This window comes from Nocardioides sp. InS609-2, from assembly GCF_023208195.1.
In the GTDB taxonomy this organism is placed as follows: Bacteria; Actinomycetota; Actinomycetes; order Propionibacteriales; family Nocardioidaceae; genus Nocardioides.
Window position 1 is genome coordinate 2,235,095 of the sequence record NZ_CP060034.1, and the last position, 23,783, is coordinate 2,258,877.

Below are 23,783 nucleotides of genomic sequence, written 5' to 3' on the forward strand. Positions count from 1 at the left end.
CGCGTGACGTTCACCGGCTTCCCGACTGCTGCCCTCGACTTCTACGACGACCTCGAGGTCGACAACACCAAGTCGTTCTGGGAGGCACACAAGGCCGTGTACGCCGAGGCGGTGGCCGCGCCGATGAAGGCACTGTGCGCCGAGCTGACCGCCGAGTTCGGCGCGCCGAAGATCTTCCGGCCCTTCCGCGACGTCCGCTTCGCCAAGGACAAGACGCCGTACAAGACCCACCAGGGCGCGTTCGTCGGTGTCGCCCCGTCGACCGGCTACTACCTCGAGCTGTCGCCACGCGGGGTGCGGGTGGGTGGTGGCTTCTACGAAGCGAGTGGTCCGCGGCTGGCGGCGATCCGCGATGCGATGGCCGACGAGAAGGAGGGCCGCAAGCTCGCCCGCCTGCTGAAGTCCTACGACACGGACGGGTGGGAGATCGGCGGCGACCAGCTCAAGACCGCCCCGCGCGGGTACGACGTCACGCACCCCCGCATCGACCTGCTGCGGCGCAAGCAACTGTTCGTCGGGCGCCCCTACGGCTTCGGCGACGACGCAATCGGACCCGGGCTCGTCGACCGGGTGCGGGCCGACTGGCGGGCACTGCGGCCGCTGGTCGAATGGCTGGCCGGACGCTCGGAGCGGTGACCGGGCGGGGCGTTGCCTGGGCCGAGTCGCGGCTCGGGTGCCGGGTGATCCAGGCGATTCCGCTGACCGGCGGCTGGACCTCGACCATGCTGCGACTCGACGACGAGTCCGGCGCCAGCAGCGTGCTGCGGCTGATGACCAACGAGCCCTGGCTCACGCACGGCGCCGCACTCACCACCCGCGAGAGCGAGGTGCAGACCCTGCTGACGGACTCGCCGGTGCCGGTGCCGACGTCGCTCGCGCTTGATGCGACAGGAGATCTGGCCGGACACCCGGCCCACCTGATGAGCCTCCTGCCCGGTGCTGTCGAGGAGGACCGCATCGACGACGGGGGCCTCAACCGGCTCGCCGCCCTGCTCGTCGACATCCACGCGACCCGGCCGCCCGAGTCGCCTCGCGACTACCAGTCATGGGCCTGGCCGGCGAAGCGGGTCGTGCCCTCCTGGGCCACCGAACCCGACGTGTGGCAGGCGGCGTTCGCGGTCCTGGCCGGGGATCCGCCGGCCTTCGATCCGACCTTCCTGCACCGCGACTTCCACCTCCGCAACGTGCTGTGGGTCGACGGTGAGATCAGCGGCGTCGTCGACTGGGTCGAGACCTCGTGGGGCCCGGCCTGGCTCGACGTCGCGCACTGCCGCACCAACCTGGCGATCCGGCACGGCAGCGCGGTCGCCGACCGCTTCGCTGCGTCGTACGTCGCGAAGACGGGCCGCGAACCTGACACCTACTGGGACGTGATGGACGTCGTCGGCTTCCTGCCGCCGCCCGGTGTCGAAGGGTTGTTCACCGATCCGACCGAGCTGTCACGGCTGGAGCAGCACCTGGTCAGGGTGTTGGGCTGAACCAGGCGTCGCTCATCGCGATCTCCTCCAACTGCGCGGGCGAGAGCAGCGGCTGGCCAGCGACGACGGTGGTGCTGTCATCGTCGGCGGCGTTGTAGGACAGGACCATGATCGAGTACCGACCCCGCCACGCCGCCGCTGAGTTGTAGACGACATCGCCTTCCTCGAACGTCAGCGACCCGGTCCAGGCATCGCCGACCTTGCGACAGTTCTGGTACCAGAGGCCGCAGAGTCCCTCGAAGTCGCCGCTGGCATAGAGGTCGGTCACCATCACCATCACCGTCGTCAGCGTCCCGTCCAGACGGAAGGCCGCACCCAGGTGCCGTCGGTTCCGTCGAAGCTGTCGTAGCGCTCGCCGTGCAACCGTTCGGTGACGTCGTCGATGCCGGCAGCCCGCGCCACGATGAGGGGGAACACTTCCTCGGACACCGCGAAGATCGCGGGGGCACCCTCGCTCGCACCACTCGAGGGAGCGTCCATGGCCATGGGCGCGATGCCACCCGCGAGCACGTTCCCGCCGACCCCCAAAGAGGCGACGACGGCGGCCGCGGCGACCGTCGTACGGATGCGGCGGTGGCGGCGGCGGATGCGCCCGCGGCGTACGCTCCCGGCCACAATGCTGTGGAGGTCGAGCGGCAGGTCGGACGTTGCTCGCTCCAGCAGGTCGAGCGCTTGGCGTTGTGTCTTGGCAGGTCCTTCGGGGAAGTGGTCATGGCGCACGCAGGTCGGAGAGGTCGGCTCCGAACCGCGCTCGCAGTCGATCGAGGGCTCGCAGGCTGCGGTTGCGCACCGCGCCCTCGCTGATCCCGAGCTCGTTGGCGACGACGGCCACGGGCGCGTCGTCGAGGTAGCGGCGCACGAGCACGACCCGGTCGAGCTCGTCGAGACCGGCCAGCGCCTCGGCCAGCGCGAGCCGCACCACCGGTGAGTCGTCGACGCCCCGGTCGGGCAGCGTGTCCGTCGGTTTCTCATGGGCGCTGCGCCGGCGCCGGCTGTCGATGAACACCCGCGTCAAAGTGGTCTGGGCGTATGCCGCGGGGTTCTCGATGCGCGCACCGAACCGGCGCGTCCACCGCACGTAGACGCGCGCCAGTTCTCCTGCATGAGGTCCTCGGACTGGTGGACGTCGCCACACATCAGCCACGCGGATCGATGGAGGTGCCGGGCCCTCGCCCGGGCGAACTCCTCGAATTCGGCTTCGGTTGACATGACACCCCTTGTCGGTGCGGAACGGTCTCACCCGTACGACGCATCCGCCACCCGTCCCGTCACAGGATGGTCGCACCGGATTCACGGTTCGGATGCCTGGGCACGACACGGTGGAGGCATGGCACGACGAACGATCCACCTCCACGTCGACTTCTCCAGCCTCGACGGTGACGTCATCACCGACTCACTGATGGCCCATCGAGAACACCTCAAGGGATGCGGCTTCAAGGTGCCGGTAAAGGAGAGCGATCAGCCCTTCCTGGCGGCGATCGAGATGCGGCGCGACCACAAGACACACGACCTCAAACGCAGCCAGGTCGAGGGCGCCTGGGCCGAGATCTGCCGGCGCGCGCACCAAGGTCGCAAGACGCCGTTGGTGAGCGTGCCCGGCTTCGGCACCTGCACGCCGACCCAGGTCGACCTGCTCCTCGACAGCCTGGCCGGACTGCGCGTGCACCTCGTCGCGACGGTGCCCAGCGTGGCCAGCCCCGAGGCGGCCGAGACGGTCGACCACACGCTTGCCCACTGGCGGTCCCAACTGGCCAGGGGCCGGGTGACGACCGTCCCCGTCGCACCGGGTGACTGGCGGCAAGCCTGGCAGGAGTACGTCGCGGCGGTCGGCCTCGGCGCCGACCCACTCCCGCTCGTCGACGTCCGATCCCCCATCAGCGCCTGATTCGACTCAGACGGCCACCCGCTGATTCACCAGCTCCTCGTCGAGCACCGGCCAGTCCCGCGGGCGAGGAACCCTGCGGACAGTGCGGCTCAGCGTCGGGATGAGAGCGGCGAGTACGGTGGCGACGAGCAGGACGGCAGTGCCCGTGCGGGCGCCGTACTGTTCCAGCAGGAAGCCGCCCAGGATCGGCGCCAGCGGCATCGTGGTCAGGCCGACGAACTGGGTGGCCGACGAGATGCGGCCCTGTAGCCGCGCGGGCGTGATGGCAACCCGGTAGGACTGCGCGCCGGCGTTGCCGGCCGGGTTGAAGAAGACGCCGACGAAGAGCATCGCGCCGATCAGCACGGGCGAGCCCCAGAAGACCAGCGGCACGATCAGCGGCACCCAGCTCCAGGCGACGAGCACGGTCAGGTGGCCGGTGCGCATCCGGTCGATGATGTACGGCGCGGAGAGAGCGCCGAGGATCCCGCCCACTCCGGCCAGCGCGCTGATGACGCCGATCGCGGCGGGATGAACGCCCTGTTGCACGAGCCGCAGGATCGCTACGAAGAAGACCGCGTTGACCACGAGGTTCGAGCAGGCGCTGAAGGCGACCATGGTCCGGAAGTAGGGCCGGGCGAACACGTAGCGCATGCCTTCGGTCAGGTCGCTGCGGAGCTCACGCCCGAGCCCCGTCCACCCGACGCGATCGGTGCGTACGACGGGCGAGAGGTCGGTGCGGAGCCGACCGAGCATCACGTACGACACGGCGAAGGTGACGGTGTCGAAGACGAATGGCAGCGCCCTGGAGGCGCCGTACAGGAGGCCACCGAGCGGGCCCCCGAGCAGTGACGCGATGTGGTGGCGAGCCTGGTTCTGGCTGATCGCGGTGGGCAGCTCCTCACGAGTGACAACGCTGCGCACTGCCGAGGCCTCGGCCGGCCCGAAGACCCCCGTGGCCACGCCGGTGCCGAACGCGACCGCGATCAGATGGGTCAGCGTGAGTGAGTCGAGCACCGCCGCGGCGGCGAGCGATCCGTAGAGCAGGGCGCCGCACGCACTGGCGGCGCGCATCACCCGGCGGCGGTCGCAGCGATCGGCGAGTACGCCGCCGCCGAGCAGCGCCGCGGTCATGCCGAGCATCAGTGCGGCGTCGGGAAGGCCGGCCTGGACCGCCGACCCGGTGAGCGCGAAGGCGATCAGCGGGAAGACGAACATGCTCGTGGCAGTGCCGAGCTGGCTGACGACCTCGCCGGTCCAGAGGATCGTGAAGTCGCGGTTGCGGACAAGGGTGCGATAGCCGGTCACATGCGCACCATAACTTGCGCAATAAGTGTTGCGCAATGGTTCGTGCGGATATGCTGCCCCCATGACCGACGAGTCCCGCGCCGTCCACGACGCCACCGCGCTGCGCGCGATCGCGCACCCGATCCGCAACCGGATTCTCAGCGAGATCGCCGCGGTTGGGCCCAGCAGGGCGGCCGACCTGGCCCGCGACCTCGGCATCCCGGCCAACACTGCGAGCTTCCACCTACGCCAGCTCGCGAAGTACGGCCTGATCGAGGAGGCGCCCGGCGAGGCTCGTGACCGGCGCGACCGGGTGTGGCGGCTGGTCAACGAGGACGGGCTCACCATCGACACCGGGGAGCTAGAGAAGGCACCGGGCGGCAAGGCGGCCGTCGCAGTGTTCCGCAAGAGCGCGAGCGCGTGGGCGCACCACGTCGTTGACGTGGCCTACTCCGCGGAGAAGGACCCCGAGACCCTGCGCTCGATCACCCACCAGGCGATGCGGCTGACCCGGGCCGAGGCGGTCGAGCTCTCCGCCGACCTCGAGAAGGTCATGCAGGCGTGGCAGCAGCGCACCCGAGGGCGCGACGACGCGCGTCGTACGTATCTCTACACGGCGTTCCTGCAGCCCTACCCGGACGAGACCAGCTGAGGGTCAGTGCGGCTGCCAGGCATCCTCATCAGCAGTCCGCGACGTGACGGCCGCGGGCAGCTTGCCATCGGCCAGCTGCTGGATGGACACGTTCTCGAAGACGTCGCGCAGCGAGCGCCGCGCGGCGATCCAGACGTGCTGGAGCACCTCGGCGGAGTCGTTGTACTCGACCGCCTCGGGACGTACGCCGTAGACCGAGACCAAGGGCCCGTCCACGGCGCGGATCACGTCGGCCACCGAAACGTCGGAGGCCGGGCGGGCCATCCGCCAGCCACCCGACTGCCCGCGCTGGGAGACCACGACGCTGGCGCGACGCAGATCGGCCAGGATCGACTGCAGAAAGCCGTGCGGGATGTTCTGCTGGCGACCGAGCTCCTCGGCGCTCACGGGGTGCCCGTCGGTGCGCCCGGCCATCTCGATGAGGGCTCGCAGCGCGTAATCGGACTTGGCGGAGACTCGCATGCAGCCAGTTTGTCAGATAACTCGAGATTCCCGTGCGAGCTGCATTATCTTCTTAACTTTACTAAGTAACCATTCTTTGCCCTACGACGAAATCTCGCCCATTCGACGTCTCGTCAGTCACAGTTCCCGCGTTCGTGTTGCGTCGTCGCGGATCCCGAGGCATGATTTTGTTACCGGTCAGTAGCGCACCTGCTGTCGACCGCGCCAACACGTGAAACCGAGACGGAATGGGTGGGTCAGTGAGCCACTACAAGAGCAACCTTCGCGACATCGAGTTCAACCTCTTCGAGGTGCTCGGCCTGGACGGCGTCCTGGGCCAGGGCCCCTTCGCCGAGGTGGACGGAGAGACCGCCCGCGAGATCCTCGCGGAGGTCGACCGGCTCGCGCGTGAGGACCTCGCCGAGTCGTACGTCGACAGCGACCGCAACCCGCCGGTCTTCGACCCGAAGACCAACACCGCTCCGCTGCCGGAGTCGTTCAAGAAGAGCTACCAGGCCTGGATGGACTCCGAATACTGGCGCCTCTCGATGCCCACCGAGCTCGGTGGCACCCCCGCTCCCTCCAGCCTCAACTGGGCCATCGGTGAGCTGGTGCTCGGCGCCAACGCGCCGATCTGGATGTACGGCGCCGGACCGGCGTTCGCCGCCGTCATCCACCGCAACGGCAACGACCGCGACAAGCGGATCGCGCAGCACGTCGTCGACCACCGGTGGCTCACCTCGATGGTGCTCACCGAGCCCGACGCGGGCTCCGACGTCGGGGCCGGCCGCACCAAAGCCGTCGCCAACGAAGACGGCTCGTGGAACATCACCGGCGTCAAGCGCTTCATCACCTCGGCCGAGGCCGACATCTCCGACAACGTCCTGCACATGGTGCTGGCTCGCCCCGAGGGCGTCGACGGCGTCGGCGGCCCGGGCACCAAGGGTCTGAGCCTCTTCCTCGTGCCGAAGTATCACTTCGACCAGGAGACAGGCGAGCTGACTGGTGAGCGCAACGGCGTCTACGTCACCAATGTCGAGCACAAGATGGGCATCAAGGTGTCCAACACCTGCGAGCTCACCTTCGGCGACACCTCCGTCGGTGGCGGCGAGCCCGCCAGGGGCTGGCTGCTGGGCGAGGTCCACGAGGGCATCGCGCAGATGTTCCAGGTCATCGAGAACGCCCGGATGATGGTGGGCACGAAGGCCATCGCCACCCTCTCGACGGGCTACCTCAACGCGCTCGACTACGCCAAGGAGCGCGTCCAGGGTGCCGACCTGACCCAGGCCGCCGACAAGACGGCGCCGCGCGTCACGATCACCCACCACCCCGACGTACGCCGTTCGCTGATGACGCAGAAGTCGTTCGCGGAAGCCATGCGGGCGCTGGTGCTCTACACCGCCACGTGGCAGGACCAGATTCAAATGGCCGAGCACTCTGACAACCAGGGGGGCGACAAGGACGACCTCGCTGCTGCAGTCAACGACCTGCTGCTGCCGATCGTGAAGGGCTACGGCTCGGAGCGCTCGTGGGTGCTGCTCGGCACCGAGTCGCTGCAGACGTTCGGCGGATCGGGCTTCCTCCAGGAGTACCCGCTCGAGCAGTACGTCCGTGACGCCAAGATCGACACCCTCTATGAGGGCACGACCGCGATCCAGGGCCAGGACTTCTTCTTCCGCAAGATCGTCAAGGACCAGGGCCGCGCGCTGGGTCACCTGGCGAAGGAGATCGAGGGCTTCATCGCCTCCGAGGCCGGCAACGGTCGCCTCAAGGTCGAGCGCGGCCTCCTCGCCACCGGCCTGGAGGACGCCAACGCAATCGTCGGCCACATGATCAACGACCTGATGTCGGCCGACGCGTCGGCAGAGGGAGGCGACCTGCGCAACATCTACAAGGTGGGCCTCAACACCACCCGCCTGCTGATGGGACTCGGCGACGTGGTCTGCGCGTGGCTGCTGCTGCGTCAGGCCGAGGTCGCACTGGACAAGCTGTCGGGCGATGTGAGCACCAAGGACAAGGCGTTCTACGAGGGCAAGATCGCGGCCGCGCAGTTCTTCGCGCAGACCAATCTGCCCCGCCTCACCGCCGAGCGCGCCATCGCCGAGTCGACCGACCTGGCCCTGATGGACCTCGACGAGGCGTCCTTCTGATCCGCTGACCACGCCGAAGGGCCGCTCCCGATGGGGCGGCCCTTCGTCATACCTACTCGGCCAGCTTGCGAAGCTCGATGTGCTCGCCGCGCGCAGCGAACCGCTCACAGGCGGCGCGCAGGTCGGCCTCGTCCTCTGTCTCGATCAGGTAGAAGCCGACGATCTGCTCGACGGACTCGGAGAACGGCCCGGCGGTGACCAGCGACCCGCCGGAGCCGTCCGGGCGCATGGACGTCGCGTCGGCCGAGGGCTCGAGCGGGCTGCCGACCACCATCCGGTGGCTGGCCCGCGCGAGGTCCTCGTGGAACTGCCCGTGCGACGCCATGCCCTTCTCGTGCTCGGACGCGGGCAGCTTCGCCCACTCGGCCTCAGGTGCGGGCAGCAGGACCAGGTAGCGGCTCATCGACTTCTCCTCGGTGTCGTCGGGGTTCACGGACGCGGCCCCATCTCAGTGACGGATGGACCAGCCGGCAATCGACACATCAGGCGGGAAGGGACGATCCCTTGCGGATCCGGGCGAAGTCGGTCCAGTCGCCGAGACGGTTGCCGTAGGTGGTGGTCGCCTTGAACTTGGCGAACCGGCCGTTCTCGGGCATGCACGACTGCGGGACGCGCACCTTGACCAGCGCGCGGTCGTAGTCCCAAGCTCCATGGATGCCATCGCACTCGATGGGCGTGCCGTCGAACTCCATGCCGAGGGCCAGCAGCAACCAAGTGTCCCCTGCCGCGCCGGGCCGCTTGACCGACTCGACGATGTACTGGGTGGCGTCCTTCGGCGCAGGGTCGATCAGGATCTTCGCGCGGGCGCGCTTCTCGGGGTCGAGCTCCTCGAACTCGAGGCGCAGGCTGACGCTGCTCTCGCCGTTGTTGATCTTGAGCAGCCTGATGTCGAGGTTCGGCGTCAGCCCCTCGTCGGGGCCGTCGACGATGACGCTGGTGTCGGCGCGGGCCGGAGCGGCGAGCGCGAAGACCGCGAGCGCGGCAACCGTGGTGGTGGCTAGTCGATTCATGGTGCAGTCCCCCTGCGTCGAAACCGGTGTCGTGCCGCCCAGCCTGCCATGAAACCCCTACCCCGCAGATCGGGCGCTGTTGTCCGGTTTTCGGGCGAGGGACACGTATCGTTGCAGCGTTCGAGCAACATCCATCACTCACCCCCCGGGAGTCATCATGGGTATCGGTCTCGGCATCATCCTCCTCGTCCTCGGCCTCGTGCTCGTGACGGGCGCCGTCGACCTGCCGGCCAGCGTCGACGACGTCGTCGCCTCCACCACTCTCGGCTGGATCCTCGTGATCGTGGGCGGGCTGGCCATCGTGCTGGCGCTGGTCATGAACCAGCAGCGCTCCCGCACCACGCACGTCGAGGAACGCCGCACCGACGGCCTCTGAGCGGCCCGCTCAGGGCCGCAGCACGTCAGCGGCGGCGCGCACCGCGTCGCTGAGCTCGTCGAGCAGCGCTGACTCCAGTCGCCACCGCTGCCAGTGCAGGTGTACGTCGAGCGTGCCGAGCGAGGTCAGGGGTACGACGTCGCGCGCGACGTCGGCGTACTGCGGCTCAGGCAGCATCCCCCAGCCCAGCCCGCGACGTACTGCCTCAAGGAAGTCAGCCGAGGTCGGCACCCGGTGCACCACCCTCGGAAGCGCGCGGCCGCGACGGCGCAGCGTGGCCAGTTGAAGGCTGTCCTTCTCGTTGAAGTCGACCATCGGCAACGTCGCCCAGTCGATGCGGCCGCCGCGCCGGTGTCGCTCGACCAGTGCAGGGGTGGCGGCCGCGATGTAGCGCAGCGTGCCCAGCCGGGTCACCGAGCAGCCCTGCACCGGCGCCGGGTCGGAGGTCACCGCGGCCAGCGCCTCGCCGCGGCGCAGCAGGTCGGCCGACCACGCCTGGTCCTCGACGTACAGGCGGAGCGCGACACCGTCCCAGCCGGCCACGGTGTCGAGGACGTCGCGAAACCAGGTGGCCAGCGAGTCCGCGTTGACCGCGACGGCAAGCGTGGTGCCGGTGACGGCCCCGAGAGCACTCGTCGCCTCGTCCTGCAGCAGCCTGGTCTGGCGGGCCAGCCGCAGCAGCGGCTCGGCCACGGCGGTGGCCGTGCACGGGCTGGCACGGCGCACCAGCACCTGACCGACCTCGGACTCGAGCGCCCGGATCCGCTGGCTCACCGCACTCGGCGTGACGTGGAGGCTGGCGGCCGCGGCGTCGAAGGTGCCGTGTTCGACCACAGCGACAAGTGCTTCCAGATGCTGCGGGTTGGGACGCATGAAGCAATGCTAATGACTGCGCAGAAACATTCGCTGGTCTGATCCATCCTGCATGCCTAGGTTCGTACCGTGCTCTCCTCCACCACCGCCGGCCTGCTCACCGGGCTCACTCTGATCATCGCGATCGGCGTGCAGAACGCTTTCGTGCTGCGCCAGGGCCTGGCCCGCGAGCACGTCGGCCTGGTCGTCGCGATCTGCGCGGTCGCCGACATCGTCCTGATCGCCGGCGGGGTCGCCGGCATCGGCGCGATCATCGAGAACGCCGGCTGGGCGGTGACCGTGGTGCGCTGGGTCGGCGTCGCGTTCCTGATCTGGTACGGCGTGAGCGCGCTGCTGCGGGCCCGCCGGACCGAGTCGCTGCACGCTGCCACGGCCGCCACGACGTCGCGCTCACGCATCGCCGTACGCACCCTGGCGCTGACCCTGCTCAACCCGCACGTCTATCTCGACACCGTGCTGCTGCTCGGCTCCATCGCCGCCCACCAGGGCAGCACCGGGCGCTGGTGGTTCGCCCTCGGGGCGTCGGTGGCGAGCGTGACGTGGTTCACCGGGCTGGGGTACGGCGCCCGGGCGGCCTCACGGCTGTTTGCGCGGCCGCGCGCCTGGCAGGTGCTCGACGTGCTCATCGCGATCACCATGCTGGCCATCGCGGCCACGCTCGCGCGGGGTGCATAGGCTTCGCCCCATGACCGATGAGGACACTCTGCGTGGCTACGTCGACGTGTGGTGGCAGGCCGTCGACGACTTCACCCACCTGCTCGAAGGACTCGCGCCCGACGACTGGGATCGCGAGACCGACCTGCCCGGTTGGGATGTGCGGGCCATCGCCGCCCACACGGCGCACCTCGAGGCGATCCTGGCCGGCGCTCCCGACGAGACCGTCGACGTCGGCGAGCGCGACCACGTCAATGGCCTCATCGGCGCCTACACCGAGCAGGGCGTGGTGGCCCGGGCCGACGCGGCGCCCGACGACCTCATCAACGAGATCCGCGAGTCGGCCACCAAACGGCACACTGCCCTGCTCGAGAGCCCGCCGAGCGACGGCACCGGCAAGCCCGACAACGTCTTCGGCGCGCTGGGCTGGAGCTGGGCGACCCTGCTCCGCAACCGCCCGCTCGATATCTGGATGCACGAGCAGGACATCCGTCGCGCCGTCGGCCAGCCCGGCAACCTCGACTCCAGGCCGGCTGAGCACACCGCCGTCTACCTGGCCGAGAGCCTCGGCATCGTCGTCGCCAAGCGGGTCGGCGCCGAGCCGGGCACCACGGTCGTCCTCGACGTCACGGGCCAACCGACGACGGCGGTGACGGTCAACGACGCGGGCCGTGGGGAGCAGCTCGCCGAGGCGCCCAGCGACCCGACCGTGTCGATCAGCACCGACCGCGAGTCGTTCATCGTGCTCGCAGGCGGTCGTCGTACACCTGAGGCGGGGCGGGTCACTGTCACCGGCGACGCCGACCTCGGCCGGCGCGTGCTCGACATGATGGCGGTGACGCCGTGAGTGGCTCGTGGTCGCCGGCGCAGATCCCTGACCAGGATGGGCGCACGGTGCTCGTGACCGGTACGACGCGCGGCGGGCTCGGCCACCACACGGCCCTCGAGCTCGCCCGGCGTGGCGCTCGCGTCGTGCTTGCCGGGCGCGGCCAGGGGAAGCTCGACGAGACCGTGGCGACCATCCGCGAGGAGGTACCCGACGCGCAGCTCGAGCAGCTCGTCGTCGACCTGTCCAGCCTCGACTCGGTCCGTTCGGCGGCGGGTCGCGCCTCGGCGATCGGTGCGATCGACGTACTCGTCAACAACGTCGGCGTGATGGCGCCGCCCTATCACCGCACTCTCGACGGCTTCGAGTCGCAGATGGCGACCAACCACTTCGGGCCGTTCCTCTTCACCGGGCTGCTGCTGCCGCAGCTCGTCGACTCCGGCGACGCCCGGATCGTGACGGTGTCGTCGATGGCGCACCGGATGGCGCGGACGGCGCCGGTCGAGGACCCGCGCAGCTCGCAGGGTCGCTACCGGCGCTGGCCGGCGTACGGCCAGACGAAGCTGGCCAACCTGCTCTTCACGTTCGAGGCAGACCGGCGGCTGGCCGCGGCTGGGCTCCCGGTCAAGGCGTTGGCGGCGCACCCCGGCCTGGCGGGCACGCACCTCGCGGCCAACGGCCAGTTCGGCCGGTCGCGTGGCGGCGTCGCGACGATCCTCGACGCCGGCGTGAAGGCCGTCTCGCAGTCGGCGGCCGCCGGAGCGTGGCCGTCGCTGATGGCGGCGACCGCGGACCTTCCCGGCTCGACGTACTGCGGTCCCGGTGGCATCCGCGAGACCCGCGGCCGGCCGCAGCTGGTCGGCTGCAGCTCGCTGGCGCGCGACGTCGAGCAGCAGCGGCGGCTGTGGGAGATCAGCGAGGAAGCGGTCGGGCTGCGCTGGCCCTGAACCTACTTCTGTCGGGGACCGAACTGCGGGACGACCTTCTTGTACGCCGCCTCGCGGGCGATCTTCGTGTTGCGCGCGGCCAATAGACGCAGCTGCTCGATCCGCTCGCGGCTGAAGGTGTGGCGCTTGCTGCTGTGCCAGGTGTCCTCGAAGAGCCGCTTGGTGGCGGACAGCTGGTCGGGTGACCGGGTGCGCAGTCGTGTGACGAGGTCGTACGCCGCGGCGTACGGATCGTCGGAGACGCCGGTGACCAGGCCGAGCTCGAACGCCTCGGCGCCGTCGATCGTCTCGGCGGTCATGGTGAGCCGCTTGGCGGTGTCGATGCCGACGAGCTCGCCGAGGCTCCGAACGCCCGACATGTCGGGGATGATCCCCCACTTGCCCTCGAGCACCGACCACGTCGAGTCGGGGGTGGCGAAGCGGAAGTCGGCCGCGAGCGCGATCTGCAGACCGCCGCCGAGGCAGTGCCCGTGCACCGCAGCGATCACCGGCACCGGCAACCGGCGCCACGCCCAGCAGGCCTCCTGGAAGGTGTTGGTGCCCCGCCACGGCCGCGGCACGAACGCCGCCGCGATGCCCTTCGGGTCCTTCATGACTGTGCCGAAATCGAGCCCGGTGCAGAACGAGTCGCCCGCGCCGGAGATCACCACCGCACGCAGGTGCTTGTCGCGGCGCAGCATGTGCGCCGTCGAGACCAGGTCGCGCAGGGTCTGGAGGGTCAGCGCGTTGAGCTTGTCGGGACGGTCGAGCAGCACATCGGCGACGCCGTCGTTGATGGTGCAGGTCACGGAAGACATTGGCTCATCGTATGTGACTCGTCGGTAACTTGTCGCGTTCGGGATCCCCGGTCGACCGGGGACAGCTGAACTTGTCAGGCCGTGCAAACCCCGCCAAGTTCAGGAATACCCGGTCGACCGGGGATTCCTTCACACATCAGCGCAGCGCCAGCGCCGCCAGCGCGGCGTTGACGACCGACCCAGAGTCCAGGTCGTGGGCGCGATACAGATCAGCCACCGTGCCCGACTGCCCGAAGCTGTCGACACCCAGCGAGACGCACGGGGCAGCAAGCGCACTGCCGAGCCACGACATGGTGTGGGACGAGGCGTCGTGCACGGTCACCACGGGTGCGTTCATGTCGAACGCCTGCCGCACGGCGCCCGCAATCGAGGGCGTGGTGGCGGTGCGGATGCCCTGTCGCAGGGTGCGCTGCCACGCGGCGTACAGGCGGTCGACGGAGGTGACGTCGACGACGTGGGCACGCACGCCTTCACTTTCGAGCTCGGCGGCGGCGAGCAGGGCTTCGGGCACGGTCGCGCCGCAAGCAGCAATCTGTACGACGGGCCCGTCGCTGTCGCCGCGCGGGGACTCGACGAGGCGGTAGGCGCCCGACAGCACCTGACGGCGCAGGGTCGCGTCGCCGATCCGCGACCGGGCCGCCTCGAACGGCGCCTGGTCGAGCGGGCGCGTGGTCAGCCGGAAGTAGTAGGAGCCGTCCTCGACCTTGCCGACCGCGTCGGCCTTCGCGCCACCCGGCGCCGCGGCGGCGGCAATGTCGCCGAGGGCCGCGCAGAGCAGCCAGTCGAGCGCGACGCCGTACGCCGGCTCGAGCAGGGTGACGTTGGGCAGCTCCATGCCGACGCTGGCGGTGATCGTCGACTGGTGCGCGCCACCCTCGGGCGCGAGCGTGACGCCGCTCGGCGTGCCGGCGACGACGAACCGCGCGCCGGAGTAGACCGAGTAGATGAACGCATCGAGCCCGCGGAGCACGAACGGGTCGTAGAGCGTGCCGACCGGCAGCAGCACCTGGTCGGAGAGGTCCCACGTGAGGCCGAGCTGGCCGAGCAGGAGGAACAGGTTCATCTCTGAGATGCCGAGCTCGATGTGCTGCCCGGTGGGGCCTTCGTGCCACTTGACCATCGGATCCTCGGACCAGCGCGGCCGGTCGGTCGGCGCGAACACCCCGGCACGGTTGATGAATCCCGCCAGGTTGGTGCTCGTCGCGACGTCGGGCGCGGTCGTCACTAGGTGCTTGCCGACCGACTCGTCGCGCGAGAGCCCGACCAAGATCCGGCCGAACGCCTCCTGCGTCGAGATCGGCTTTCCGGAGCGGAAGTCCGTCGAGGACGGTACGACGACCGCCGGGCGCGACGTGCGCACCGGCTTCTGCAGGGCCTCGGCACGCACCCCGGCCCACTGACCCGCGGGTGTGGTCGGGTCGAGCCGGTCCCACTCGTCAGGCGTGGTGAGCCCGGTCTCGGCGCGCAGCGCGTCGATCTGGTCGCCGGAGAGCAGGGCGCTGTGGTTGCGCGGGTTGCCCGCGATCGGAAGGCCCCAGCCCTTCACCGTGTAGGCGAAGACGACGCTCGGCCGGGAGGTCTCGGCGTCGCACTGGGCGAACGCCTCGAGCATCGCGCCCATGTCGTGGCCGCCGAGGTCGGTGACCAGCAGGGCGAGCTCGTCGTCGGGCACGTCGGCGAGGAAGTCGGCCACGGCCGCGGGCGCACCGTTGACGAAACGGGTGCGGATCTCGGCGGGCGGGAGGCCGAAGAGCGCCTGGTAGCGCTCGTTGGGCATCACGTCGATCCAGGTCTCGAGCTCCGGGCACGCGACGTACGCCTTCTGGAGGCGCGGGCCGTACTTCACCTCGACGACGTGCCAGCCGGCTGCCTGGAACTGGGAGCGCCACTGCTCGATGCGGATGCCCGGGATCACGCGGTCGAGCGACTGACGGTTGAAGTCCACGATCCACATCACGTTGCCGAGGCCGGTGGTGGCGTCGTCGGCGAGCGCCTCCCAGATGTTGCCCTCGTCGAGCTCGGCGTCGCCGAGCATCGCGACGAAACGGCTGGCCGGACGCGGTCCGAAGTGCGCGTCGACGTAGCGGCGGGCGGCGGCGGCGAACAGCGGCGCGGCCGGCCCGAGACCCACCGAGCCGGTGGAGAAGTCCACGGGGTCGGGGTCCTTGGTGCGGCTGGGGTACGACTGCAGGCCGCCGTACTCGCGCAGGCGCGTGAGGTAGGACCGGTCGAGGTTGCCCAGCAGGTACTGGATCGCATGGAAGACCGGGCTCGCGTGCGGCTTCACGCTGACCCGGTCCGGCGCCTCGAGGTGGGCGAAGTAGAGCGCCGTCATCGTGGTCACCAGCGAGGCGCTGGATGCCTGGTGTCCGCCGACCTTCACGCCGTCGCCGGTGTCGCGTTCGCGGTTGGCGGCGTCGACGATGCGGGTCGACAGCCACAGCACCCGCTGGGCGATCTCGTCGAGAAGGGCGTGATCGGGTGCGTGAGGCATGGGGTCAGACTTCCAGAGCCTGGGTGTGGGTGAACAGCCCGCTGTAGGCGTTGAGCGCCGGCTGGCCGCCGAGGTGCGCGTAGAGGACGTGCGAGTCCTGGTCGATGTCGCCGCGGCCGACGAGGTCGATCAGGCCGGCCATCGACTTCCCCTCGTAAACCGGGTCGATGATCATGCCCTCGAGCTGGCCGGTCAGCCGGATCGCATCGAGGGTCGACTGCACGGGGATGCCGTACAGGTCGCCTGCCCAGCCGCCCAGCACGGTGATCTCGTCGTCACGCAGGTCGCGGCCGAGCCCGATCAGCTCGGCCGTGTTGCGGGCGATCCGCTCGACCTGGTCATGGGTCTCCCTCAGCTTGGCGCTGGCGTCGATGCCGATGACGCGGCGCGGCCGGCCGCCGGCCTCCTCGAGCGCAGCGAACCCGGCGATCATCCCGGCATGCGTCGAGCCGGTGACCGAGCAGACCACGATGGTGTCGAAGAAGACGCCCAGCTCCCGCTCCTGCTCCTCGACCTCGTAGGCCCAGTTGACGAAGCCGAGCCCGCCGAGCCGGTGGTCGGACGCGCCGGCCGGGATCGCGTACGGCGTCCCGCCGCGGCGCTGGACGTCCTCGATCGCCTGGCTCCACGAGTCCTTGAAGCCGATGCCGAAGCCGGCTGGGTCAAGGCGCACCTCCGCGCCCATGATCCGGCTCAGCATGATGTTGCCGACGCGGTCGTTGACGCAGTCGGGCCAGTCGACCCAGTTCTCCTGCACCAGCACGGCCTTCATGCCGGTCCTGGCAGCGACCGCGGCCACCTGCCGCGTGTGGTTGGACTGGTAGCCGCCGATGCTCACCAGCGTGTCGGCGCCCTGCGCGATCGCGTCGGGCACGAGGTACTCCAGTTTGCGCGTCTTGTTGCCGCCGTACGCGAGACCGGAATTGCAGTCCTCGCGCTTGGCCCAGACCTGCGGGCCGCCGAGGTGCGCGGTCAGCCGTTCGAGCCGGTGCACCGGACTCGGCCCGAAGGTCAGCGGCTGGCGGGGGAAGTCGTGGATGGACATGTCGTGCCTTCTTTCGTCAGTCTTCGGTCTCGAGGGAGTGCCAGGTGTCGAAGGCGACCCGTGCGGCTGCCTCGGCGTCGCCGGCCTCGCAGTGGGAGATGAGCTGCTCATGCAGCGCGACCGAGTCGCGGCCGGTCAGGCCCGCGAAGCGCAGCAGCTCCGCGCGTCGTACGACGGGAGTGAACTGCGCGAGTACGGCGACGATGGCGCGGTTGTCGGCCACCCCGACCGGCACACCGTGGAGCTCGTCGTCGGCCTCCAGCGCCGCGGCGATGTCGCCACTGCGCAGGGCAGCGCGGAACCTGCGATTGGCGGCACGCATCGCCTTGATGTCCTTCGCGGTCAGGGCGGCGACGGACTCGCGCACCGCCACCTCGTGCATGGCGGCCACGACGTCGCGGGCCTCGCGCACGGCGCGCACGTCGAGGGTGGTCACGACGGTCGACCGGCCGGGGCTTGCGACGACGAGCCCGGCCTCGCCGAGACGCTGGAGCGCCTCGCGCACCGGGGTCCGGCTGACACCGAGCCAGTCGGCGAGCTCGAGGTCGCGCAGCTGCTCACCGGGCGCGAGCGTGCCCTCGACGATGGCGTCCTGAAGGCGGCGGTGGACGTCATCGCGCAGCAGCGAACGGCTGATAGAGGGAGCGTCCTGCGGAATGGGCATGCAATATATTGCGCAGCGTGAGGCGAGTAGGTCAAGCCCGCGGCCCTACCAAAGTCGCACCGGCGTCGACCTTTGCTCGATGCGCCGCGCGCCGCGCGACCTACGGTCGGGCCATGAAGCGGCAGATCTGGGAGCTCACCGACGCGGGAGTGCACCACCGCGTCGAGGTGACGAGTGACGTCGGCCGCACGCTGCGCTGGTACGTCGACGACGACCTGGCCGTCGAGAAGAAGTCCATGGAGGACTGGTCACCGTCCGCCACTCGGGGCTGGGGTCACCGCGCCGCGCCAGCCTGTACGACGACCACCCTCGACGGCACACGCTGCTCGCCACGCTGGGCGGTGTGGCGGTGGTCGTCGTTACCCCTGGTCGGGGCAGCCATCCTGATCCCGCTGCTCGGCCTGATCCCCCGGCTCGACCTACCGTCGATCCTCTGGCCCGACGTCGACCTGCCCGGCTGGCAGCTGCCCGGGTGGGTGCGATGGGTGCTCGACCACGCGAAGTACGTCGTCCCGGTGATCGTGGCCTACGCGGTGGCCCGGCCCGAGATCAGGCGTCGGCGCCAGCAGCACGAGCAGCGCGGTCCCACAACGTCATGAGTCCGCCGCGCGGAACGCGAGAACGCCGCCCCTTCGAGCGAAGGGGCGGCGTCTCGGGTGGTACGGACGGGGCTCAGGCAGCGGCAGATTCCTGGGCGCGGCGGGCCTCCTGGGTGAGCCGGGCCTGGATGGCGCGACGTACCTTCGGGGTGCCGGTCGACATCTTGTATAGCTTGGTCAGCTGCTCCGGGGCGTTCGACACCTTCGTGGTGGCCAGCCAGCCGTTGGGCAGCGAGAGGCGCACGACCTTGTGCCACGCGGAGTAGACCTGCGGCACCAGCGGGCGCGAGCAGTAGTTGAGGCCGTACTTCTCGAAGAGCGCCTGCACCCTGGGCGCGATCTCGCCGTACCGGTTGGACGGCAGGTCCGGGAACAGGTGGTGCTCGATCTGGTGCGAGAGGTTGCCCGACATGATGTGCATGAACTTCGAGCCGGAGATGTTGGCCGAGCCGAGCATCTGGCGGACGTACCAGTCACCCTTGGTCTCGCCTTCGATCGAGCGGCGCTCGAACGTCTCGACACCCTCGGGGAAGTGGCCGCACATGATGATGGAGTGGCTCCACAGGTTGCGGATCGTGTTGGCCGTGAAGTTTGCCGCGATCGTCGAGAGGAACGAGCCGGTCGCCACCGACAGGGCCGGGTGGACGACGTAGTCCTTGGTGACCTGGCGGCGGATCTTGGCGAGCACACCCTTGAGGTTCTTCTTGAACTCGGGGGTCTTGGTCGTGCCCTTCTTGGTGGCCGCGCCGAGCTCGAGGTCGTAGGCCGCGATGCCGTACTCGAAGAACATGGCGTTGATGAAGTTCCACAGCGGCTGCGCCAGGTGGAACGGCACCCACGGCTGGTCCTCGTCGACGCGCATGATGCCGTAGCCGAGGTCGTTGTCCTTGCCGACGACGTTCGTGTAGGTGTGGTGGATCTCGTTGTGGCTGTGCTTCCACTGCGCGGCCGGGGTCGCGGAGTCCCACTCCCAGGTGGTCGAGTGGATCTTCGGGTCGCGCATCCAGTCCCACTGGCCGTGGAGGATGTTGTGGCCGATCTCCATGTTGTCGAGGATCTTGGCCGCACTGAGGCCGGCGGTGCCCACGACCCACGCGGGCGGGAAGATGCTGAAGAGCAGGACCGCGCGCGAGCCGAGCTCGAGCGAGCGCTGGGTCGTGATCATCCGGCGGATGTACGCCGCGTCGCCAGCGCCGCGCGAGTCGATGACGTCCTGGCGGATGGCGTCGAGCTCGACGCCGATCTGCTCGATGTCGGCACGCGTCAGGTGCGCGATGGGGTTGTCGGCCTTCTTCTGGATGACAGTCATGTGCGTCTCCTTGATCGTTGGTCGAGTGCGGCCGAGGAACGAGGCCGTGTATCCATACCGGTCAGTGGTCGATGTGGCAGGCGCCGGCGGCGGCGCTGATGCAGGGCTGGATCTTGATGTCGTTGCTCTCGCCCGGGACAGCGGTGGTGATCTCGCCGTTGCGCAGATCGCGCACGCTGCCCTCGCGCAGCGGCAACACGCAGCCGAAGCAGATGCCCATCCGGCAACCGCTCGGCATGAGTACGCCGGCGGCCTCGGCCGCGTCGAGTATCGGGGTCGCGCCGTCGGCCTCGACCTGCTGTTCGCCGCGCAGGAACGAGACGGTGCCGCCCTGGCCGGCGGCGACGCGGGCCGTGCGGAACTGCTCGGTGAAGAGCGCCAGGCCGGCCCGGTCGTGGTGCTCGGCGAGTGCGTCGAGCAGGCCGCCGGGTCCGCACGCGAACGTCGTACGGGCGCCGAGGTCGGGGAACAGGTCGGTCAGCCGCTCGACGTCGAGCACACCGTGCACGTCGTCGTAGCGCGCGACGAGCGAGATCGCCCCGGCCGCGTCGAGGGCCTCGAGGTCGCGGATGAAGATCGAGTCGGGGCGGCTCGGCGCTACGTGCACCACGACGATGTCGTAGTCGGCGCTGCGCGGGAGGCGCAGCACGCCGTCGTCGGTGGACGGGAACAGGTTGCGCAGCATGCCGATGACCGGCGTGATGCCGGACCCGGCGGTAACGAAGAGCAGCTTGCCGCCGTCGGTCGGGAGCACGAACTCACCGGCCGCCTGCTCGAGGTGCACCAGGGTGCCCTTCTCGGAGCGGTGCACGAGGTGGTTGCTGACCAGGCCGTCGGGCACGGCCTTGACCGTGATCGAGATCAGGCCGTCGGCGCGGGGGCCGTGGGTCAGGGAGTAGGCGCGCCAGAGGCGCACGCCGTCGACGTCGATGCCGATCCGGACGTACTGACCGGGCAGGTGACCGGCCCAGTCGGCACCCGGACGGATGACGATGGTGGCCGCATCGGGGGTCTCGGGCTCGACGGAGACGATGCGTCCGCGCAGGTCGGCACCGGCTCGGAGGGGGGCGAAGAGGTCGAGGAAGTCGGCCGGCACCAGCGGGGTGGTGGCAGCCTCGACGACGCGGGTCACGCGATCGCGCAGCTTCGGACTCATGACATCCATCGTGTCTGACTCCTAAGATGAATCCCTGACCTCCCGGCGTGAACCTGTCGCCGATTATTGTTCGCAAAGGACAAAGAATGGACGCTGCCCCTCGCCTCGACGTCCGCCTGATCGAGGTTTTGCGCACCCAGCTGCCCGAGGTGGCCACTCACACCATCGACGCCGTACGCGACGAGGTGCCGGCCTACACGCGCGACTTCGGCGGCCCGCTCGCCGCCAACATCGAGAACGCCGTGCAGATGGCGCTGGCCGGCTTCCTCCGGCTGGCCGGCCGGGGCGCGACCAGCGATCCCGGCACCCCGCTCACCCCCGCACTCGACGGCGCCTACGCACTCGGCCGCGGCGAGGCCCGCAGCGGCCGCTCGGCCGACGCGTTGCTCGCCGCCTATCGGGTCGGCGCCCGGGTCGCGTGGCGCGAGCTGTCGGCGATCGCGGTGGAGTCGGGTGTCGAGGCCGATGTGGTGGCGTCGTTCGCCGAGCTCGTCTTCGCCTACATCGACGAGCTCTCGGCGGCCAGCGTCGCGGGCCACGCCGACGAGCTCGAGACCACCGGCCGGGTGCTGCACCAGCGGCTCGACCAGCTCGGCCAGGCGCTGCTGCGCGGCGACAAGCCCGAAGCCCTCGACCAGTCCGCCGACCGCGCCGACTGGAAGCCGCCGCGCACGCTGACCGCCGTACTCCTGCCGCAGGCCCAGGTGCGCCAGGTGCTCGGTCTGGTCGACAGCCGCACCCTGCATCCCTCCGAGGCCCCGGGCCTGCCCGACGGCCTGGCCGCGCTACTGGTGGCCGAGCTGGGCGGCCCCTCGCGCACCCGGTTGCTCGAGATCCTCAACGGCCGGCACGCCGTCGCCGGGCCGGAGCGGCCGTGGCAGGACGTGCGTACGTCGTACCTCCGGGCGGTCCGGGCACTCGAGCTGAGCTCGACCGGCCTGGAGGCCATCGACACCGAGGCCAGGCTGGTCGACCTGGTCGTCAGCGCCGACGCCGACGCGCTGGCCGACCTGCGTCGCCGGGCGCTCGCGCCGCTCGACGACCTACGCCCGTCGACCCGGGAGAAGCTGACCGAGACCTTGCGCGCCTGGCTGCTCCACCACGGTCGGCGCGAGGAGATCGCGGCCGTGCTGTTCGTGCACCCGCAGACCGTGCGCTATCGCATGGGTCAGCTGCGCGAGGCGTACGGCGACGCGCTCGACGATCCCGACACCGTGCTCGCGCTGACGGTCGCGCTGGCCGTCTGACTCCGGCGCGGGCTCCGCCGGCCGCCCTGGTGAGAGCGGTCATCCACCGAGGCGCCGCTGCGCCAGGTCGGCCTGCGCCATCCGGCGCAGGTAGACCAGCACCGGCTCGGACAGCAGCGTGCCCAGCACGGCGTACGTCGTCGCGTTGTCGCGGCCCATGACGTCCATGCCCTCGAGGTCCGCCCCAGCCACCGTGGCGGCGGCGCGGGCGTAGGTGTCGAGCCGGTCGTCGGAGAGTGGCTGCCCAGCGGCATCCATGGCGTCGAGTGCCGCCGCGAGCGCAGTGGCGTGGCGTGCTTCTGCCGACCAGCCGACGCGCTCCGCGAGATCGGCGACGCGCCGGGTCGAGTGCTCACTGGGCGCATTGGCGGGCTCGGGGGACAACGCCACATGTGCCCCTCCGACCGCCTCACCTAGGGGCAGCCGGTCGTCGTCGACCGCCACGAGGACGGCCCGGACCCGCTCGAGCGACATGCCGGCCACCTCGACCAGCGCGCGGACGAGCCGCAGCCGATCGACGTGCCCGACGTTGTAGTGCGCCCGGGTCGCGCCGGCCGCCTCCCCGGGGGCCAGCAGTCCCTCGCGCAGGTAGAACTTGACTGTCGCGACGGGTACGCCGCTGCGCCGCGACAGCTCCGACATCCACATGGAGCCATCTTGACATATTGGACAGTTCACTATCCAATATTGGAAAGCCCACTATCCAAAGGAGTTCACATGTTGTCCGACGAGAGCCGGATCCTGGCCGGCATCTTGATGCTGGCGCTGGTGACCGTCGAGACCGGCGGCCTCTACCTACTGAAGATCGTGCGCGGCAGGGCCGAGGTCACACCGTTCCAGGAGAAGTTCGCCCGTGCCGGCCACGCCCACGCAGGCGTTCTCCTCCTCCTCGCGCTGATCTGCCAGCTGTTCGCCGACGCGACCACGCAGACCGGTGTCGTCGACTGGCTCTCGCGCAGCGCCGTCGCGGTCGCCGCGCTGCTCATGCCCGCCGGGTTCTTCTTCGCATCCATGGGCGCTGGGCGCACGTCGCCGAACCGGCTGATCGTGATGGTGTTCGCGGGCGCCGCCCTGCTGGCCGTCGGCCTGTCGAGCCTTGGGATCGGCCTGCTGACTGCCTGACCGCGCCGCCTTCCAGCACCGAGCATGTAACGCGCCACGGCCAGCGGCATGAGTCGCGGGGCGATACCTCACAGCTCCTCGACGTCAACCACTCCCAGGCACGCCCGGGCAAGACGTGCGTCCCTGGTGACGAGCACTGCAGAGAGTTCCACGGCGAGGACGACGTAGGCCGCGTCGTACGCAGTCATCCGGTCCATCAGCTCGAACGCCTGGAGAAGCGCGTCGTCGTGCGGAAACGTCACGGACACGTCGAGGTCGCACAGGTCGAGCAGCGCCTCCTGGGCGCGGGTGCGGCCGAGATGACCGCCCAGCACCAGACCCCGCAGGGCCGAGACGACTTCGATCTCAAGGTGGGCGGGAGCATGCCAGGCGTCTTGGGCCAGGGTCGAGCGGAGCCGAGCGCCGTCGGCCGCGACCAGCATGTCCGTGACCACTGATGCATCCAGGACGACGTCCCTCATCGAGACTCTCGGACTGCCCTGATCGCCTCGACCGAGGAGACCTCGGAGGTCTCCAGCCGACGGTCGATGCGCGAAAGCACCTGGCCACGAGAAGGTCGTCGCACCGACTCGGTGAGCAACGAACGCAAGTAGGCGTTGAGGGACTGTCCCTGGGTCGCCGCCCGTGCTTTCAGCTCGTCGCGCACGGCCTCGTCCACGTCACGGATCTGCACCAGGACACCCATGCATTCATAATGCATGACACCCAATGCACAATCAACCGTTACGGGGACGTCTGCTGTCCAGTCGCGTGCGCACCTCCGCGCGCCGTACGTCGACCGCAGCACGCGAC

At 69.8% G+C, this 23,783-nt stretch carries 29 protein-coding genes; 12 read left to right on the forward strand and 17 right to left on the reverse strand.

Translation table 11 applies throughout. From position 1 onward, the window contains the following. Nucleotides 1–3: 3 nt before the first annotated feature. Nucleotides 4–636 carry a DUF2461 domain-containing protein gene (locus H4Q84_RS11645; protein ID WP_248583547.1) on the forward strand — a complete coding sequence of 211 codons (633 nt, stop codon included), beginning with the start codon at nt 4–6 and terminating at the stop codon, nt 634–636. After that, nucleotides 633–1,478, forward strand: a complete 846-nt coding sequence (locus H4Q84_RS11650; RefSeq protein WP_248583548.1) for an aminoglycoside phosphotransferase family protein — start codon at nt 633–635, stop codon at nt 1,476–1,478. Before H4Q84_RS11645 ends, H4Q84_RS11650 begins: the two co-directional genes overlap by 4 nt. Here the strand turns inward: H4Q84_RS11650 and H4Q84_RS11655 are convergent. The 3 genes from H4Q84_RS11655 to H4Q84_RS11665 are packed head-to-tail and all read right to left on the reverse strand — an operon-like array spanning nt 1,462 to nt 2,484. Beyond that, the gene (locus H4Q84_RS11655; RefSeq protein WP_248583549.1) at nt 1,462–1,749 is read right to left on the reverse strand and encodes a hypothetical protein; all 288 of its coding nucleotides are present in this window, start codon (nt 1,747–1,749) and stop codon (nt 1,462–1,464) included. The genes H4Q84_RS11650 and H4Q84_RS11655 overlap by 17 nt on opposite strands. Nucleotides 1,750–1,763: 14 nt before the next feature. Then, a complete protein-coding gene (locus H4Q84_RS11660) occupies nt 1,764–2,198 on the reverse strand; it encodes a hypothetical protein (RefSeq protein ID WP_248583550.1) in 435 nt (144 codons plus the stop codon). After that, nucleotides 2,188–2,484 carry a sigma factor-like helix-turn-helix DNA-binding protein gene (locus H4Q84_RS11665; RefSeq protein WP_248583551.1) on the reverse strand — a complete coding sequence of 99 codons (297 nt, stop codon included), beginning with the start codon at nt 2,482–2,484 and terminating at the stop codon, nt 2,188–2,190. Before H4Q84_RS11665 ends, H4Q84_RS11660 begins: the two co-directional genes overlap by 11 nt. Before the next feature lie 321 nt (nt 2,485–2,805). Here H4Q84_RS11665 and H4Q84_RS11670 point away from each other — a divergent pair, with 321 nt between their 5' ends. Further along, a complete protein-coding gene (locus H4Q84_RS11670) occupies nt 2,806–3,363 on the forward strand; it encodes a hypothetical protein (RefSeq protein WP_248583552.1) in 558 nt (185 codons plus the stop codon). Between the two features lie 6 nt (nt 3,364–3,369). Here H4Q84_RS11670 and H4Q84_RS11675 read toward each other — a convergent pair whose 3' ends face one another. Next, entirely contained in the window at nt 3,370–4,650 is a 1,281-nt protein-coding gene (locus tag H4Q84_RS11675; protein WP_248583553.1) for an MFS transporter, read from the reverse strand. 61 nt (nt 4,651–4,711) lie between these two features. Here H4Q84_RS11675 and H4Q84_RS11680 point away from each other — a divergent pair, with 61 nt between their 5' ends. Beyond that, complete coding sequence (locus H4Q84_RS11680) at nt 4,712–5,281, forward strand: helix-turn-helix domain-containing protein (protein WP_248583554.1); 570 nt, start codon at nt 4,712–4,714, stop codon at nt 5,279–5,281. A gap of 3 nt (nt 5,282–5,284) precedes the next feature. Here H4Q84_RS11680 and H4Q84_RS11685 read toward each other — a convergent pair whose 3' ends face one another. Further along, nucleotides 5,285–5,743 (reverse strand): Rrf2 family transcriptional regulator, encoded by a 459-nt coding sequence (locus H4Q84_RS11685; RefSeq protein ID WP_248583555.1) that lies wholly within the window; start codon nt 5,741–5,743, stop codon nt 5,285–5,287. A gap of 239 nt (nt 5,744–5,982) precedes the next feature. Between H4Q84_RS11685 and H4Q84_RS11690 the strand changes: the two genes are divergently transcribed. Then, nucleotides 5,983–7,872, forward strand: a complete 1,890-nt coding sequence (locus tag H4Q84_RS11690) for an acyl-CoA dehydrogenase (protein ID WP_248583556.1) — start codon at nt 5,983–5,985, stop codon at nt 7,870–7,872. A gap of 52 nt (nt 7,873–7,924) precedes the next feature. On the opposite strand, the gene H4Q84_RS11695 is transcribed toward H4Q84_RS11690, so the two are convergent. Both H4Q84_RS11695 and H4Q84_RS11700 read right to left on the reverse strand, forming a co-directional pair. After that, entirely contained in the window at nt 7,925–8,305 is a 381-nt protein-coding gene (locus H4Q84_RS11695; RefSeq protein ID WP_248583557.1) for a YciI family protein, read from the reverse strand. Between the two features lie 49 nt (nt 8,306–8,354). Then, nucleotides 8,355–8,882: a hypothetical protein gene (locus H4Q84_RS11700; protein WP_248583558.1), complete on the reverse strand. Its 528-nt coding sequence runs from the start codon at nt 8,880–8,882 to the stop codon at nt 8,355–8,357. Nucleotides 8,883–9,039: 157 nt separating this feature from the next. On the opposite strand from H4Q84_RS11700, the gene H4Q84_RS11705 reads away from it, so the two are divergent. After that, complete coding sequence (locus tag H4Q84_RS11705) at nt 9,040–9,258, forward strand: DUF6458 family protein (protein ID WP_248583559.1); 219 nt, start codon at nt 9,040–9,042, stop codon at nt 9,256–9,258. A 9-nt stretch (nt 9,259–9,267) separates the two neighbouring features. Here H4Q84_RS11705 and H4Q84_RS11710 read toward each other — a convergent pair whose 3' ends face one another. Then, a complete protein-coding gene (locus H4Q84_RS11710) occupies nt 9,268–10,131 on the reverse strand; it encodes a LysR family transcriptional regulator ArgP (protein ID WP_248583560.1) in 864 nt (287 codons plus the stop codon). A 69-nt stretch (nt 10,132–10,200) separates the two neighbouring features. On the opposite strand from H4Q84_RS11710, the gene H4Q84_RS11715 reads away from it, so the two are divergent. The 3 genes from H4Q84_RS11715 to H4Q84_RS11725 are packed head-to-tail and all read left to right on the forward strand — an operon-like array spanning nt 10,201 to nt 12,558. Further along, a complete protein-coding gene (locus H4Q84_RS11715; protein ID WP_248583561.1) occupies nt 10,201–10,806 on the forward strand; it encodes a LysE/ArgO family amino acid transporter in 606 nt (201 codons plus the stop codon). A 10-nt stretch (nt 10,807–10,816) separates the two neighbouring features. Beyond that, complete coding sequence (locus H4Q84_RS11720; protein ID WP_248583562.1) at nt 10,817–11,632, forward strand: maleylpyruvate isomerase family mycothiol-dependent enzyme; 816 nt, start codon at nt 10,817–10,819, stop codon at nt 11,630–11,632. Next, entirely contained in the window at nt 11,629–12,558 is a 930-nt protein-coding gene (locus H4Q84_RS11725; protein ID WP_248583563.1) for an oxidoreductase, read from the forward strand. The genes H4Q84_RS11720 and H4Q84_RS11725 overlap by 4 nt, the downstream gene beginning before the upstream one ends. A 2-nt stretch (nt 12,559–12,560) precedes the next feature. Here the strand turns inward: H4Q84_RS11725 and H4Q84_RS11730 are convergent, their stop codons facing one another. The 4 genes from H4Q84_RS11730 to H4Q84_RS11745 form a co-directional block, all read right to left on the reverse strand. Continuing rightward, nucleotides 12,561–13,355 (reverse strand): crotonase/enoyl-CoA hydratase family protein, encoded by a 795-nt coding sequence (locus H4Q84_RS11730; RefSeq protein WP_248583564.1) that lies wholly within the window; start codon nt 13,353–13,355, stop codon nt 12,561–12,563. 136 nt (nt 13,356–13,491) lie between these two features. Next, nucleotides 13,492–15,849, reverse strand: a complete 2,358-nt coding sequence (locus tag H4Q84_RS11735) for a transketolase C-terminal domain-containing protein (RefSeq protein WP_248583565.1) — start codon at nt 15,847–15,849, stop codon at nt 13,492–13,494. A gap of 4 nt (nt 15,850–15,853) precedes the next feature. Next, the gene (locus tag H4Q84_RS11740; protein WP_248583566.1) at nt 15,854–16,894 is read right to left on the reverse strand and encodes a 1-aminocyclopropane-1-carboxylate deaminase; all 1,041 of its coding nucleotides are present in this window, start codon (nt 16,892–16,894) and stop codon (nt 15,854–15,856) included. Between the two features lie 16 nt (nt 16,895–16,910). Beyond that, on the reverse strand, nt 16,911–17,558 hold the full coding sequence (locus tag H4Q84_RS11745) for a GntR family transcriptional regulator (RefSeq protein ID WP_248583567.1): 648 nt from the start codon (nt 17,556–17,558) through the stop codon (nt 16,911–16,913). 113 nt (nt 17,559–17,671) lie between these two features. Between H4Q84_RS11745 and H4Q84_RS11750 the strand changes: the two genes are divergently transcribed. Beyond that, nucleotides 17,672–18,157, forward strand: coding sequence for a hypothetical protein (locus H4Q84_RS11750; RefSeq protein WP_248583568.1), 486 nt, complete (start codon nt 17,672–17,674; stop codon nt 18,155–18,157). A gap of 73 nt (nt 18,158–18,230) precedes the next feature. Here H4Q84_RS11750 and H4Q84_RS11755 read toward each other — a convergent pair whose 3' ends face one another. Then, complete coding sequence (locus H4Q84_RS11755; protein WP_248583569.1) at nt 18,231–19,466, reverse strand: acyl-CoA desaturase; 1,236 nt, start codon at nt 19,464–19,466, stop codon at nt 18,231–18,233. A 61-nt stretch (nt 19,467–19,527) separates the two neighbouring features. Beyond that, nucleotides 19,528–20,622: an FAD-binding oxidoreductase gene (locus H4Q84_RS11760; protein WP_248583570.1), complete on the reverse strand. Its 1,095-nt coding sequence runs from the start codon at nt 20,620–20,622 to the stop codon at nt 19,528–19,530. An 86-nt stretch (nt 20,623–20,708) separates the two neighbouring features. Here H4Q84_RS11760 and H4Q84_RS11765 point away from each other — a divergent pair, with 86 nt between their 5' ends. Beyond that, nucleotides 20,709–21,869 carry a PucR family transcriptional regulator gene (locus H4Q84_RS11765; protein WP_248583571.1) on the forward strand — a complete coding sequence of 387 codons (1,161 nt, stop codon included), beginning with the start codon at nt 20,709–20,711 and terminating at the stop codon, nt 21,867–21,869. A 39-nt stretch (nt 21,870–21,908) separates the two neighbouring features. On the opposite strand, the gene H4Q84_RS11770 is transcribed toward H4Q84_RS11765, so the two are convergent. After that, on the reverse strand, nt 21,909–22,517 hold the full coding sequence (locus tag H4Q84_RS11770; protein ID WP_248583572.1) for a MerR family transcriptional regulator: 609 nt from the start codon (nt 22,515–22,517) through the stop codon (nt 21,909–21,911). Nucleotides 22,518–22,586: 69 nt separating this feature from the next. On the opposite strand from H4Q84_RS11770, the gene H4Q84_RS11775 reads away from it, so the two are divergent. Continuing rightward, nucleotides 22,587–22,991 (forward strand): hypothetical protein, encoded by a 405-nt coding sequence (locus H4Q84_RS11775; RefSeq protein ID WP_248583573.1) that lies wholly within the window; start codon nt 22,587–22,589, stop codon nt 22,989–22,991. A 68-nt stretch (nt 22,992–23,059) separates the two neighbouring features. On the opposite strand, the gene H4Q84_RS11780 is transcribed toward H4Q84_RS11775, so the two are convergent. Beyond that, the gene (locus H4Q84_RS11780; RefSeq protein WP_349238412.1) at nt 23,060–23,452 is read right to left on the reverse strand and encodes a type II toxin-antitoxin system VapC family toxin; all 393 of its coding nucleotides are present in this window, start codon (nt 23,450–23,452) and stop codon (nt 23,060–23,062) included. Further along, a complete protein-coding gene (locus tag H4Q84_RS11785) occupies nt 23,449–23,676 on the reverse strand; it encodes a hypothetical protein (RefSeq protein WP_248583575.1) in 228 nt (75 codons plus the stop codon). The genes H4Q84_RS11780 and H4Q84_RS11785 overlap by 4 nt, the downstream gene beginning before the upstream one ends. Nucleotides 23,677–23,783 lie beyond the last annotated feature (107 nt).